General features: G+C 47.7%; 12 protein-coding genes. 1 reads left to right on the forward strand and 11 read right to left on the reverse strand.

Annotated elements, in window-relative coordinates:
* Positions 1-83: 83 nt before the first annotated feature.
* Entirely contained in the window at positions 84-2,873 is a 2,790-nt protein-coding gene (gene dinG / locus ABDB91_RS07580; RefSeq protein ID WP_347491010.1) for an ATP-dependent DNA helicase DinG, read from the reverse strand.
* A gap of 104 nt (positions 2,874-2,977) precedes the next feature.
* Between dinG and ABDB91_RS07585 the strand changes: the two genes are divergently transcribed.
* Positions 2,978-3,889, forward strand: a complete 912-nt coding sequence (locus ABDB91_RS07585) for a hypothetical protein (protein ID WP_347491011.1) — start codon at positions 2,978-2,980, stop codon at positions 3,887-3,889.
* Between the two features lie 45 nt (positions 3,890-3,934).
* On the opposite strand, the gene meaB is transcribed toward ABDB91_RS07585, so the two are convergent.
* The 10 genes from meaB to ABDB91_RS07635 all read right to left on the reverse strand — a co-directional run bounded on the left by meaB (position 3,935) and on the right by ABDB91_RS07635 (position 14,815).
* Positions 3,935-5,179: a methylmalonyl Co-A mutase-associated GTPase MeaB gene (gene meaB / locus ABDB91_RS07590; RefSeq protein WP_347491012.1), complete on the reverse strand. Its 1,245-nt coding sequence runs from the start codon at positions 5,177-5,179 to the stop codon at positions 3,935-3,937.
* Between the two features lie 283 nt (positions 5,180-5,462).
* Complete coding sequence (gene trxB / locus ABDB91_RS07595) at positions 5,463-6,401, reverse strand: thioredoxin-disulfide reductase (RefSeq protein WP_347491013.1); 939 nt, start codon at positions 6,399-6,401, stop codon at positions 5,463-5,465.
* A 107-nt stretch (positions 6,402-6,508) separates the two neighbouring features.
* Positions 6,509-7,213, reverse strand: coding sequence for an ABC transporter ATP-binding protein (locus ABDB91_RS07600; RefSeq protein WP_347491014.1), 705 nt, complete (start codon positions 7,211-7,213; stop codon positions 6,509-6,511).
* Between the two features lie 3 nt (positions 7,214-7,216).
* Positions 7,217-7,987: an ABC transporter ATP-binding protein gene (locus ABDB91_RS07605; protein ID WP_347491555.1), complete on the reverse strand. Its 771-nt coding sequence runs from the start codon at positions 7,985-7,987 to the stop codon at positions 7,217-7,219.
* Between the two features lie 16 nt (positions 7,988-8,003).
* A complete protein-coding gene (locus ABDB91_RS07610; protein WP_347491015.1) occupies positions 8,004-8,900 on the reverse strand; it encodes a branched-chain amino acid ABC transporter permease in 897 nt (298 codons plus the stop codon).
* A gap of 8 nt (positions 8,901-8,908) precedes the next feature.
* Positions 8,909-9,781: a branched-chain amino acid ABC transporter permease gene (locus ABDB91_RS07615; RefSeq protein WP_347491016.1), complete on the reverse strand. Its 873-nt coding sequence runs from the start codon at positions 9,779-9,781 to the stop codon at positions 8,909-8,911.
* A gap of 69 nt (positions 9,782-9,850) precedes the next feature.
* Positions 9,851-11,056 carry an ABC transporter substrate-binding protein gene (locus tag ABDB91_RS07620; RefSeq protein ID WP_347491556.1) on the reverse strand — a complete coding sequence of 402 codons (1,206 nt, stop codon included), beginning with the start codon at positions 11,054-11,056 and terminating at the stop codon, positions 9,851-9,853.
* A 257-nt stretch (positions 11,057-11,313) separates the two neighbouring features.
* A complete protein-coding gene (locus tag ABDB91_RS07625) occupies positions 11,314-12,063 on the reverse strand; it encodes a class I SAM-dependent methyltransferase (RefSeq protein ID WP_347491017.1) in 750 nt (249 codons plus the stop codon).
* Positions 12,064-12,133: 70 nt separating this feature from the next.
* On the reverse strand, positions 12,134-12,778 hold the full coding sequence (locus ABDB91_RS07630; protein WP_347491018.1) for an adenylate kinase: 645 nt from the start codon (positions 12,776-12,778) through the stop codon (positions 12,134-12,136).
* Between the two features lie 282 nt (positions 12,779-13,060).
* A complete protein-coding gene (locus tag ABDB91_RS07635) occupies positions 13,061-14,815 on the reverse strand; it encodes a sigma 54-interacting transcriptional regulator (RefSeq protein WP_347491019.1) in 1,755 nt (584 codons plus the stop codon).
* Between the last annotated feature and the right edge of the window lie 7 nt (positions 14,816-14,822).

Here is a 14,822-nt window from a genome sequence, read left to right on the forward strand (position 1 = left end):
TTTCACTCTCCTTCACCGGTTTTTGTTATCTATATTAATATTATTTGTAAAGTGTCTTTAATGTGCATGTAAAATTTAATAGTTTATTCCAGCCAGGCAGTTAGTTTTTGCCTGATTTCATTAATATTGCCTCGTAAATGCGATTTAAGGGGCAAAGAGTTTAAAAATATTTGTCCATATTTTTTTTCTATAATGCGTTTATCCAGAACGACCACCACACCCCGGTCCTGCTCACTTCTTATTAGCCTGCCGAATCCTTGTTTAAAGCGGATTACTGCGTTAGGCAGGCTTAATCCATAGAAACTGTTCTGGCCGAGCGCGGCCATTTTCTCGTTGCGGGCCTCCAGTACAGGGTCGTCGGGCGGTGCAAAAGGAAGTTTGACAATGATCACATTAACTAAAGCGTCACCGGGAATGTCCACGCCTTCCCAGAAACTAAATGCTCCAAATAAAACATTGCGTTTATTTTGATAAAACTCGTTAACCAGCTTGGTACGGCCCCCGTCTATGCCTTGGCCCAGCACACAGATATCCGCTTCGTCGAGGAGTGGTTTAATCCTGTGGTATACTTCCCGCAGCAGTTTGTGTGAGGTAAACAGCACCAGTGTTCTGCCCCCCGCGGCGACGGACAGTTCATAAATGGTGCCGATTAGTTTTTCCAGATAATCACCGGTACTGATTTCATTAACACCGGGGAAGTTTTTAGCTATGCACAGCAAGCACTGTTGACTGTAATCAAACGGCGATTGGGCGATTATCTGGTTTAAGGTATTATCCGGTAACCGGTCAAGCCCGCATTGCTTCATAAAATGATCAAATTTGTTATTAACTGCAAGCGTTGCCGAAGTCAGCACAATGGTTTTAGGTTTGTTAAACAGCTGTTCGTGCAGTATGGCGCTTATATCAATCGGTGTGGCATGCAGGGTACACTGGTAGACTCCTTTTCCCAATGCGGTTGGGTTGGGTGCCTCCACCCAGCATACATAGTCTTCCCCGGGTGATTTAAGTATAAATTCCAAATCGGCCAGACGGTCTTTACCGGAAGTGATGCTAATTGTAATATCCTGTAGTTTATCTTCCCAGGCGTTATTGGTTACCGTCCATATTTCCAGCCAGTCGGCCAAGGCTTTTAGTTTAGCTATGAAATCACGCATCTGATAAAGCATATTTTGGTATTCGGCCTCAATTTCCTCAAGCAGGACGGTTTTTTTATGCAGACGTACTTTAATTTGATAGTATCGTTGATGATGATTATATTTGTGGATGGTTTGAATAAACAGGTGAAAAAAGGTATTTATGCTTTCTTGCAGCTTGTGCCTTGCTTCTTCGATTTTTCCAATTGCCGACAGCCAGCGGTGACCATCCTGGGGCGGCGCCAGTTCGGTTAACTTTTTAATGTTCTTGCTTGTTATGGATAGCCACTGCAATATTTGAGTCCGGGAAACCTTTCTGCCCATATGTTTGGCTGCAGTTTCCTCAATATTGTGAGCTTCGTCTATAACCAGTGCGCTGTGGTGCGGCAGTATATTTATTTCGGCAACGATATCGGCGAAAAGCAGTGAATGGTTTATAATAACCAGGTGGGCATTTTCTGCATGGCGCCTGGCCCTGGTTACAAAACAATACCTGTGGCACCAGCGGCAGGCGTTTCCAAGGCAGGTATCGCTTTCGGAGCATAGCTGCATCCAAGTTTCATTATCCGGGCCAAACAGGTTTAGTTCTGATTTATCACCGCTTTCGGTATGCTGAAGCCAGACCAAAATGCGGGCGGCCAGCATGGCTTCACCGGGTGTGATAGTTGCCGCATGGGTGATTAAGTTTATAAAACGCCGTAAACAGATATAATTGGAGCGTCCTTTGAGCAGTGCCGCCTGAAACGGTAAATTAAGCAAACTTTTTAAAAGCGGTATATCCTTATGCCAGATTTGCTCCTGCAAGTTGATGGTGTTGGTGGCAATGACAGCTCGCTGATTATTCTGTACAGCCCAGAGCAATGACGGCAGCATGTAGGCAATGGATTTGCCGGTACCTGTACCTGCTTCTACTAATAGTATTTTTTGTTCTTCCAAGGTCTGAGCAACGGCCTGGGCCATTTTCACTTGTTCCCCGCGAAACTGGTAGTTGGGCATCAGCTGCTCCAGAGGACTCTGAGGGCCAAGCAGGTAATCCAATTGATGTTGTGTTTGCCTATTGATGTCGGAGCTGGCTTCCGTGGTATCGTGTTCAATATTAATCGGTTCTTTGATCGGTATGCTCCGGCTTATCTTTTCGCTCGGCATAATTTTTATTTTGCTTTTGATAATGGAATCAAATATGTGCGCCAGGGGTGAATGGCTGTGCTGTAATAGAGGCAAAAGTTGCAATAGCACATCAAGGTTTAGAGCTGCTGCTTTTTCCAGCAAGGCAAATAATAATCCTGCGGCTGCCAGGGCATCATCCAGGGCCCGGTGCAATGGCTTTTGTTCCAGCTGCAGGTGTTGCACCAGATTGGACAGGCTGTAGCTGGAGACACCGGGCAAAATTAAACGAGCCATTTCCAGGGTATCTATACATTCGGTAAACGGTAAATTACCTAATTGGGCGGATAAAAAGGAATGGTCAAAATCTATATTATGTCCCACCAGCGGGCATTGTTCTATAAATCCGAGCACCTCGGGGGTCACCTGTTGCATCGTTGGAGCGGCGGCCAGCTGTTCATCTGTTATACCGGTTAATCTTTTGATTTTTAGCGGTATTTTACACTCGGGATTTACCAGAGTGTTGAATGTGTCTATAATTTTCCCGTCTATCACTTTTACCAGGGCTATTTCAATTATTTTATCATTGGCAGGATCGAACCCGGTGGTTTCCAGGTCACAGGCTATAAAATTCAACGATGTTTCACATCCCATAGTAACTAGTATTTGCAATACAAGTATTCTTGCTGTACCTGATTTATCCTGCTCAATATGTTATATTAACTGAAGGAGATGATCATGTGTCGAATAAAATAATAGACCCGGTCAGGGCACTGGATTACTTGGAAATAATATTGGGTAAAGACTGGCTGGAAGAAAATTTAAAAGTTATGAAAGACAGCCAATATGGCAAAGGTGGTTTTGGAAGAAGTATAGACTATAATGAACTGGGGATTGCCCACGTCGCCGAGATATGGTATAAGGCCAGAGAGGAAATAATCGACATGGAGATTGTTGGGGGCGGTTCGCCCGGACCCTATTTATTGTCCGCTTCAGCCGTGGCTAATGATATTGATTTATTAAAAGGCAGCACCGGTTTAAAGGAAAAGATGGATAAACTAAGAGATGCCGGACTTTCGCTGATAACTATGCATGAGCTGGGTATAGCATCCGGTTATGCACAGAAAGGGTTCCATATCGATTTTATCAACCAAAAAGCGGCGGATCTGCCAAGTACGGGGGGGCTTCCTGTCCCGCTCTGCATTGGCTCATTTACAGCGTACGACGAGGTTAACAAGATTGTTGTGGTCTGCGCCGATGTAGACAGGCAAGGTGTATACGGGGAGATATTAGCGCGTATTTTACGCCTGCAGGCAGACCAATTAGACCAATTTGCCCCAAAATCGGGTAAAGTAATGCAAACGGTCAATGGAGGCGAGGCGCCTTATCTTCCGGTATTATACTTATATGTGGGAGATGCTCCAGCCGACGCCGCATCTTTCTTGGATGAATGGATAAACCGCCCGGACGTGGTGCGTTTGGCTCATGATTTTAATATGCCGGTGCTGGTCTGCGCCGATGGTGTGAAAAACACGCACAACCGGTCCACTTATGTGCGTTTGGGCCGGTTGGCGCAGAATAGCAATGTTGTAGGCGGCGCTTCATTGGTAAATGATATTTACGTTCCCGATGAACAAATTACCGCTGTATAAATGCAATAATAGTGCTATCGATCAGTATGGTTGCAGTGTTTTTCATTACTGATTGCTCGGGTCTTCCCGGCATTCGCAGCGGTGTTCGGTGAGCGCCGGTCTGACCAGCAGGCCCGCTTTTTCTCCCCAGTTTTTGGATCCCGGGTAAAGCTGGCGCAGGGTCATGGCAATACCGTAGATCTGTCCGTGCAGATATGCCGGGTAATTATCATTTGGAGAATGGGCAGGTTCGGCTTTTTGCAGCCGGTCCACCAATTGCTGCAAGTGCGAAAAGACCGATTCTGCGTTCCGGGACGGTGGATTGGCCGGAGATTCGGCTTCTGCCGCTTCTCCGGTTTGGCTGGCGGCTACGTATTCTAAAATTGCATATGCTGCTGTGTAATAATCCAATTCCCTTTGTTCCACTCTGTCCAGCAGTTCGTTGACCCGTCCGGACAGGTGCATTTGTTTTAAAACGCTTTGCTGCCATTTATAATTTACAATATCCAGGGTTTCAGAGCGCATGCGTTTTTGGCGCTTGTACGCCAGTGAATGTTGCGGTGCGCCCTGTAATTGGTGCCGGCGGTGCTTCTCGATGGCTTGCATCAATTCGGCGATCCCCGTGTCTTTTAAACTGGAACATAATTTTACCGGCGGACGCCAGTCAATATCAGCCCGCTGTTGGTCGAGCATGATTTCTACTTCATTGGCGATTTTATCTGCGCCGGACAGGTCACTTTTATTAACCGCAAACACATCGGCTATTTCCATAATACCTGCCTTGATTGTCTGGATGGCGTCTCCGGCTCCGGGAGTTAAGACCACCACTGTACTGTCGGCTACATGCATAATGTCCAGTTCGGCCTGCCCCACGCCCACCGTTTCTATAATTACATAATTGAAGCCGAAAGCATCCATAGCTTTTACTACGTCCTTGGTGGTTTTAGCCAGCCCGCCCAGACTACCCCTGGTGCCCATACTCCGGATAAACACGCCCTTATCCAGTGCGTGCTGTTGCATTCTGATGCGGTCGCCTAAAAGTGCTCCTCCGGTAAACGGGCTGGTAGGGTCGACGGCGATAATGCCCACTGTTTTACCTGCTTGGCGCAGTTGTTTAACCACCTGGTCCACCAGTGAACTTTTGCCGGCGCCCGGTGATCCGGTGAAACCAATCACATAAGCCTGACCGGTGCGCTTAAAAAGCTCTTTTATAATTTGTTCATGCTGATCGTCCTCATTTTCCAGCAGCGATATCAGGCGGGCCAGCGCCCGCGTTTCTCCGGCCGTGAATCTATTTATTAAATCCTGCATTTCAAAATGCACCTCCTAGATTTGCGCGGCATATCATGTATAATGCAAGTTTCTCCGGCCAAAGGTTGAAATCCTGTCTGAATTATCTATATTCGCAAATAAAAAGCCTCCCAGTACCTGGGAGGGCCGGGAATACCGTTTTATAGTTCATTTTTCCGTTTACACCTGGATTTTTACCATTTAAGAGATAATCATTTCCCTAACTTTATTTTGCACATAAAATAAACCTAGTAAATTGTTAATAATGTTAATAACCTAATCTCCTCTCCCTTTCTCCGCTGTATCAATTAGATACAGCTATTTTTTTGTGGCTTTCGATATATTTTTCCGCTGCTACAGCCGCTATGGCACCATCGGCCACAGCGGTAACCACCTGGCGAAGGGTTTTTTGCCTGATGTCGCCGGCGGCATAAATGCCCTGCCGGGAAGTGTGCATATTTTCATCAGTTATGATATACCCGCGCTCATCCAGTTTAATCAACCCGGCTACCAGGTCGGATACCGGCCGTGTGCCGACATAAATAAAAATACCGTTCACGGCCAGCAGCTCAGTTTCTCCATTGCGGACATCCTTAAGGGTAATTTCCGTTACTGTTGCCTCGCCTGAAATTTTTTCTACTACGCTGTGCCAGTGCAAAACAATTTTTTCATTATCCAAGGCCCGCTGTTGGAGAATTTTAGTGGCCCTTAATTCACCCCGTCTGTGAATGATATGTACCTTGCCGGCAAATTTAGTTAGATAAATAGCTTCCTCAATTGCCGAGTCGCCGCCTCCGACCACGGCAACCTCCTTATCTCTGAAAAATGCACCGTCACAGGTCGCGCAATAGGAGACACCACGGCCGTGGAATTCTTTTTCACCGGGAGCTTTTAGTTTTTGTGGTTGAGCGCCGGTGGCCAGGATGATGGTTTTTGCGGTAATAGCTTCTTCATCGGTGTTAATGGTAAAAAAGTCTTCCCCTGCTTCTATTGTTTCAGCGGTGGCCGATTTTACCTCCATGCCGAATCGACGTGCCTGGGCATCCATTTGCATCATTAATTCAGGACCACCAACACCTTCGGCAAAACCCGGGTAGTTTTCAATAAACTCGGTGCTGGCGGCCAGGCCTCCGGGCATACCCTTTTCCAGCAGCAGTGTTTTTAAGGCCGCTCTGGATGCGTATATTCCCGCGGCCAGTCCGGCCGGACCGCCGCCGATGATAATTACATCATATAGACTCAATATTATAACCCCCATGTGGTAAAATTTTAAGTATAATATCGCAGTTTTGCGATACTGTCAACGGCGCGGCCACATTTCAATGTAATAAACGGGTAAAAATATGACAGTTATTCGCCCAGGTAAGCCTTTCTAACTGCCGGATTGCTGGCCATTTCCTCAGCTGTTCCCGAAAGCGCGATGCCGCCGGTTTCCAAAACATAGGCGTGTTGGGCTATGGATAAAGCCATGTAGGCATTTTGCTCAACCAGTAGTATGGTAGTGCCTGACTCGTTGATCTCTTTGGCAATGGAGAATATTTCCTGCACCAGCATGGGAGCCAATCCCATGGATGGCTCATCCATGAGCAGCAATTTGGGTTTGGACATCAGTGCCCGGCCAATGGCCAGCATTTGTTGCTCTCCGCCGCTCAGCGTACCGGCCAGCTGATTCCGCCTTTCTTTTAGCCTTTGAAAACGAGCAAAAACGCTTTCAATGGATTCCTTGACCTCCGCTTTATTTTTCCTTATATAGGCGCCCATTTCCAGGTTTTCCAATACCGTCATGCGAGAGAAAACCCGCCTGCCCTCAGGAACCAGTGAGATGCCCGCTTCCACCACTTTGTGCGGCGGTAATTTGCTGATCTCGGTGCCCCGGTATTTTATAGAGCCGCTTTTGGGGTGCAGTATACCGGAAATATTGCGTAAAGTAGTGCTTTTCCCCGCCCCGTTGGCACCAATTAAGGCGACGATTTCCCCTTCACGCACTTCAAAGGATATACCGCTTAATGCGTTGATGGCACCGTACGAGTAGTATAGATTTTCCACGCTGAGCATCTCTTACCCTACTTTCTTTCCCAGGTAGGCTTCAATTACCGCCGGGTTGCGCTGCACCTCCGCCGGTGTGCCGCTGGTGATTTTTTTGCCGTAATCCAGTACGGTTACCATTTCCGCCAGGTTCATGACAAATTTCATATCATGTTCCACTAAGAAAACAGTAATGCCCATATTTTGAATTTTTTTAATCATTTTGGCCAGGGTTTCTTTCTCAATGGGATTCATGCCTGCAGCCGGTTCGTCAAGGCATAGCAAAGAGGGATTTGTAGCCAGGGCCCGGGCCATTTCCAGCCTGCGCTGCTCTCCGTAGGACAGATTGCCGGCCATTTCGTCGGCCTTATCCGCCAGTTCCATTAAGGCCAGGCAATCCAAAGACTGCTGTCGGGTGTGCGCCTCTTCTTTCTTGATGGATGAAGTGCGCAGCAGTGCACCGATAAAACTGGCTTTGATCCGGCAATGATGACCAATCCTAACATTATCCATAACGGATAAATTGCTGAACAGGCGGATGTTCTGAAATGTTCTGGCGATGCCCAGCTTGGTAATGATATGGGGTGCCAATTGGCTAATTATTTGACCACGGAAAGAAATTTGCCCTTTAGAAGGCGCGTAAATCCCCGTGACCAGATTGAAAATAGTACTTTTACCGGCTCCGTTGGGACCGATTAAAGCCCTGATACTGCCTTCCGGTAAAGCCATATTTAGACTGTCCACAGCGGTAAGTCCGCCAAATTTAATGGTTACGTTGTCAAGTTTCAACAACTCAGACAATATTAACACTCCCTGTTATCTATGCATCACCCGATAAGGTGTTTTTTTTATTTTTTTGTTTTAAAGCATGTATTGCTTTGGCTAAATCCACTCCGCCCAACAGACCTTTGGGCCGGAAAATCATCATGGTCACCATTAACGCGCCATAGATCATCATCCGGTATTCATCCACAAAACGCAAAAACTCCGGAGCCAGGGTAAGTATGGTGGTGCCCAGAACAGTGCCGGGAATGCTGCCCAGTCCGCCCAGCACGACAAAAGTAAGATAGTCAAAGGAACGGGAAAAACCGAAATCGGTGGGATTTAAATATTGGATCATGTGCGCGTATAGGCCGCCCCCGATGCCCGCAAAAAAAGTGCCGATACCAAAGGCTTGAATTTTATAAGCCGTAGTATTGATACCCATGACATGAGCGGCAATCTCATCCTCCCGGATAGCTAAGAGCGCCCTGCCGAAACGTGAATTTTGAAGTCTGTACATGCTCCAGATAGTGATCACCACTAATATAAAAACGAGGGTCAGGCTGGTATTTTTGGCGATGCCCGAAAGGCCAATGGTGCCGCCGGTGATTTCTGTATTCTGAAATACGACAATGACTATTTCACAAAAGCCCAAAGTGGCAATGCCCAGGTAGTCGCCGGTGAGGCGCAAAATGGGAAAACCCAGCAATATTCCCACCAAGGCGGCCAATAAGCCGCCCAGCAGCAACGAAGCTAAAAAAGGCAGCTGCAACCGGGTGGTTAAAATGGCTGCGGTATAGGCACCTATGCTCACAAAGGCCGCGTGACCGAAGGAAAGCTGGCCTGTGACGCCTGTAATAAAGTTGAGTCCCAGGGCGATAATAATATAAATGCCCACCAGTGTAAAAATTTTTATATAATATGGGCTGATTAGATTGGCTATTAAACTGTCCACTTTTGGTATTACACCTTCCTTTGAATGGGCCGCCCGAGTAATCCGGTGGGTTTAAAGAGCAACACCAGTATCAATAAAGTGAAAGCTATGGCGTCACGGTAACCGCCGTACCCTATAGCCACCCCCGTTACCTCTGCTATGCCCAGGAAAAGGCCGCCCAGCATGGCGCCCGGAATGCTGCCGATACCTCCCAGCACCGCCGCACAAAATGCTTTCAGCCCGGCCATGACGCCCATCAGCGGATGTATGCTGTTAAAATACATCCCTACCATCACGCCTCCGGCTGCGGCCAAGGAAGAGCCGATGGCAAAGGTAAATGATATGACTCTGTTAACATTAATACCCATCAAACTGGCCGTGTCATAGTCCTCCGAGGCGGCCCGCATAGCCTTGCCAATCTTCACGTATTTAACAATAAGCTGTAACCCGATCATCATTACGCCGGCCAGTATTAAAATAATGAGCTGTACTTTGGAAACAGTTACCGAACCGATATGATAAAGCTGGTCATCAACAACCTGGGGGAATCCCACTGCCTGTGGGCCGGCCAGGACGGTCATCAGCGTTTGCAAAAAGATAGACACACCGATGGCAGAAATAAGCGGCGCCAGCCGGGTGGAGCGTCGCAGCGGTTTATAAGCAATGCGCTCCACGGATACGCCGATTATAATACATACAGCCATAGCCATGAACAATGCTAAAAATATATTTATTTTGAAAACGGCTACCGCTATTACGCCTACAAATGCTCCGATCATGTAAATTTCGCCGTGGGCAAAATTTATGAGCTGGATAATGCCGTACACCATGGTATAACCCAGGGCAATCAGGGCATAGGTAGACCCGAGGGTAATCCCGTTAATCAGCTGCTGCCAAAACATAGCATTCCTCCTGTAAGAATGGGACAGCCATCGCATAGCGATGGCCGCCACCAGTTTGGGAATCGTAAATTAATCCGCTGTAACAGGTATAGCCGCTTTGATCGTCCATTCCCTACTGCCGCCATCGCCTGTGGGCGCCACCTCAAGCAGGTAAACCGGGCTCTTAATGGGTTCACGGTTTTCCCTGATGGTAATGGTGCCGGTCACACCCTGCCAGTCCTTGGTTTGGGCCAAGCTATCTCTAAATACTTTGGGATCGGTGCTTTGGGCGTTTTTAATGGCGTCTGCAATCAGCATAACGGCGTCATAACCCTGGGCTGAAAACATGTCGGGCAATTTGTTGTCATTAGCGGACTGGTATTTATCAATGAAGCCTTTGGTTTTGGCGTTATCGGTTTTGGTGTCGGGAGCAAAGCCGGTATAAACCATGCTGCCTTCAACGGCGGCTTCACCCATTTCCCATAGCACCGGAGACAGCAGGCCGTCGCCGCCAACCAACACTTGTTTCATGCCCTGTTTGCGCACTTCTTTCATAAATAGACCGCCCTCTGTGTAGTAACCCGTGAATACAATACCGTCAAATTCCTTGCCGGTGAGGTTGGTCACCTGAGCGCTGAAGTTGGTGTCGCCGTCCTTGATTTGCTGCTCGGTGACAATTTCCACACCGTATTTATTCAAAGCATCTTTAAAAATTTTGCTCAGTCCTACGCTGTAATCATTATTAATTGATGTAACCAGAGCTACCTTTTTCCAGCCCAGTTCCTCAGTGCAATACTTGGTAACGGCCGGAGCCGCCAGAGCGTCAAGGAGAGTGTCCCGGAAAATGAAATCGCCGATTTCTACCACACCTGTGCCCACTGCACCGGCGGAAAGGAGTACCACCTGGTTATCCTGGGCGATAGGCGCGGCGATTTTGGTTAACCCGGTGGTGGGATCGCCTACGATGGCCACAACTTTGTTATTGTTGATTAATTTATCGGTGACGGTAGAAGCCTCGGAATTTTTGCTGCCGTGGTCATCTTCAACAATGACCACCTCTTTTCCCAGAATACCGCCGCCGGCGTTAATATCTTCCGCGGCCATCTTCATACCCTTGAGGGTTTCTAGGCCGTAACTGGCATGTCCACCTGTTTTGGCGCCTAAAAAGCCGATTTTGATGGCGTCATCGGCCTTGGTCTGCTGCTTGCCGCCCGAGTCAGATGAGCCGCAGCCGGCCAGAGCAACCAGCGAAAAAATCAAAACGGTAAGCAGTGCTATTAACTTTTTATTCACTATTTTTATCCTCCCCATATAACTAATAGGTAACCAACCTTTTGTTGTGTCTCACCTCCGTGCCTGCAGTATAAAATAAAGTAGTACCTTCGGCAATAATCAGCTATATTCCTGCTTATAAGAAAAAAATGTTGAAGAAAAGTTTGAATTATCAGGTAAATCAGTGCTATATACAAACCATATCTTTTATGCTGCGGCGGTAAACCCGCTGGAAAAAGTCCAGGGTTTCAATGATAGCGTAAATTAACAATGTGGATCTATTAAGAGGCATTTTTTTGCGCTACGTAAAAATGGCGTATACTATTGGTCCGGATGGGTTCAAAGGTAAAGGCGTTAAAGCTGCCCAGCAAAGTAAATCCCGTCTGCCCCAGGCAGCCGGCGATTTCCTCCGGATGGTAAGCCTTTTCCCGATGGTTTTCAGTAAATTTATGGTATATATCGTTTTCCCGCACAAATCCGGTTAGTTTAATATTCCAGGTGTTTTGGCTGTTATGATAATCTGTTTCCCAAATCAAAGTCATATCCCGGTCATCTATTACGGTAACATTGTTGTTATCCGCCTTGGACAGCCAGTGCACTGCGTTGAGGTCGAAAATAAAGGCTCCTTTATCTTCTAAATGCCTGTGCACCTGTTGGAAGGTGCGCCTAATATCACCAATATCCAACAAATAATTCAAGCCGTCGTGAAAACAGGTGACCAGCCCCACCTTTTCCGGCAGTTTAAAACTGCGCATATCCTGCTTAAAAAAATCAATGGATAGGTTTGCGGCGGCTGTTTTAGAACGGGCTAAATCCAGCATTTCACCGGCCAGGTCAATGCCGGTGGCCTTATACCCGCGTCTGGCCAAGGGAATCAGCGTGTTGCCGGTGCCGCAAGCCAGATCGACCACACTGTCGGTATGCAGCTGAAAGTGGTTTAGCAGTTCTTCCAGATAATCAATCCAGCCCTCAAAGTCCACTCCGGCTACAAGGTAATCATATATGTAAGATAAACCGCCGTATTGGCTCATTAACTATCACGTCCGGTATTGTTTAATTTAACAGAGCCCCCGGCTGCGGACCGGGGGCTCTAGGTTACTGTTATTTCTTAAGGGTAGTCAGTATATCCTCGAGCACCTTTTTAATTTCCTGGTCGCCGTTGATATTCAGCAGTAATCGTTGGGCGGCGTAGTAATCAATCAGCGGCTGAGTCTGCGCTTCGTAAACATCCAGACGGTTGCCCACCGCTTCTTCGTTGTCGTCACTGCGCTGGTACAGTTCGCCGCCGCAACTGTTGCACTTACCCTCCACCTCGGGCTTATTAAACAGCATATGGTAGCTGGCCCCACAGCCGCGGCATACCCGGCGGCCGGTTAAACGGGCCATCAGTTTTTCCCGGGGCACTGCGATGTTGATTACGCTGTCCAGCTTGATATCCATTGCCTGCAGAGTGGCGTCCAGCGCCTTGGCCTGCTCAATGGTGCGGGGAAAACCGTCCAGCAAAAAGCCGGCGGCACAGTCGGGCTTTAAAAGGCGATCCTTGACCATACCCACCACTACCTCATCGGGTACCAGAGCGCCCTTATCCATATATTCCTTGGCCTTTTTGCCCATATCGGTACCTTCTTTAATGGCGGCCCGGAACATGTCGCCGGTGGAAATATGGGTAATATTCAATTCCTTGACCAGCACTTCGGCCTGGGTACCTTTTCCGGCTCCCGGAGGCCCCATAATTAAAAGTTTCAAAAAAATTCCCCTCCTCCATGTAATACAAAAATAATCAGCTTGTACATATTATAGCATTAATATTAAACAGTGAAAATAATAAAATGCTTATCGATGATTGCCTGGCGAAGACCACTTGGTTGTTAAATAATACGTTTTATGTAGTGTCAAAATATTGACACTTGGCCGGTAATACAAGTTATGTGCGTATCAGCTTGTTCTATCCGGGCTTTGGCGGTCAGGCAGACGGGCATTATACCTGGTATGGTATGGATGGCGTTTTAACTGCGGATGTTAGGCATGCTAGTAAACATGTTTGATGCCCAGAGTTTTCATTTTGTAATATAAAGTGCTGCGCGGTATACCGAGCATGCGGGCTGCCACTGCTTTGTTGTACCCGGCTTGTTGCAGCGCGTTGGTAATTACGTCCAGTTCGGTATGTCTGGTTATGTTAGGCAAAGTGGGCGATTGTTCGGCCGGCATATTAGACAGAACAGGATGTTTGATGTTAGTCGGCAAATGCTGCAGCCCGATGGTACCTTCTTCAGTCAAAATAACCAGCCGCTCGACTACATTTCTCAATTCCCGTACATTGCCGGGCCAATGGTAACCGAGCAGTGCGGACATGACCTCCGGCGAAACACGGGTGATGGCCCGGTGGTGCCGGCCGGCAAATTCATGAATAAAAGCGTAGACCAGCTCGGGAATATCTTCTTTATGTTCGTTTAAATTAGGCAATTCCAGAGATATTACATTTAACCTATAATACAAATCCTCCCGAAAATTTCCCTGCGTGATCATTAATTCCAAATCCCGGTTGGTGGCGGCAATGATGCGCACATCCACTTGAATGGGCTCGTTGCCTCCCACACGGTAGAAAACTTCATTTTGTAGCACCCTTAAAAGTTTAACCTGCATGTCAGGTTGTAATTCACCAATTTCATCCAGAAAAAGCGTACCTCTGTGAGCCAGCTCAAATTTGCCGGGTTTGCCCCTGCGGTCCGCGCCGGTGAAGGCTCCCCCTTGATAGCCGAATAGTTCGCTTTCAAACAAGGTAGGCGGTATCGCTCCGCAGTTCAGCACAATAAATGGTTTGGCGGCACGTTCACTGGTCCGGTGTATAGCTTCGGCGAACAATTCTTTTCCTGTGCCGCTTTGACCGCGGAGTAAAACAGCGGCGTTGGTGTCCGCTACTTTACGGGCCAGATTGATGGCTTCCGTCAATCGCTTGCCATGGCCTAGTATGCCGTAAAAACCGTCCCGCCGGCCGCCTATGCCACTGATTTGTTTTTTTAACATACTGACCTGGGTATTAGCCCGGGTCAGCTGCTGGTGTAAATTAATTATTTCAGTGATATCCCACTCGGCTGAAACACTGCCTATTAGCCGGTTATCTCGTTTAATAGGTCTGGAGTTGATCAATACATGGGTATCTGCACAGGGTTGGTGATAAGCGTTGATTACCTGGCGGTTATTCTCCATTACCCGGGTAACCATTAAGTCAGTGAAGAAAGTATGAATAGTCCGGCCAAGTATTTTAGCGGCCGGTATGTTATACAGTTCCTCCGCCCGCCTGTTCCAGCCTACTACCATATGAGCATGATCAATGATGGTTACCGCTTCATGCACTGTATCCAGCACCGCGTTTAAGCGATGTTGAATATCCCGGCACTGCTCCCAGAGCCACCGGTTCAGTTGCCAGAGATTAATAAGCCCGACAGGTTGGTTGTCTCCCTCATTAACCAGCACAATATAATCAGCGTGCTCAAGGGTTTCGCAGGCCAGCAAATCATTTAGAGCAATACCGGTGTGGCATATGAATATGTGTCGACGGATGGCATTCTTCAATGGTTGGCTTGATATGGCCAATGTGGCCAGGCAGTCAGCGGTGCAAGCACCGGTTATCCGGCCGGACTCATTGTGCCATATAATGCCTTGCCACTCGTTTTCGCCAATCATTGAATTGAGCTGGTCCATGGTCCAGCTTTCGGGCACCAGCGCTACCGGTTGCCGAATAATTTGATGCAATTCGGATAGCAGAAGTTTTTCTGTAATCAATACCATC

The sequence above is a fragment of the Desulfoscipio sp. XC116 genome (assembly GCF_039851975.1).
Classification (GTDB): domain Bacteria; phylum Bacillota; class Desulfotomaculia; order Desulfotomaculales; family Desulfallaceae; genus Sporotomaculum.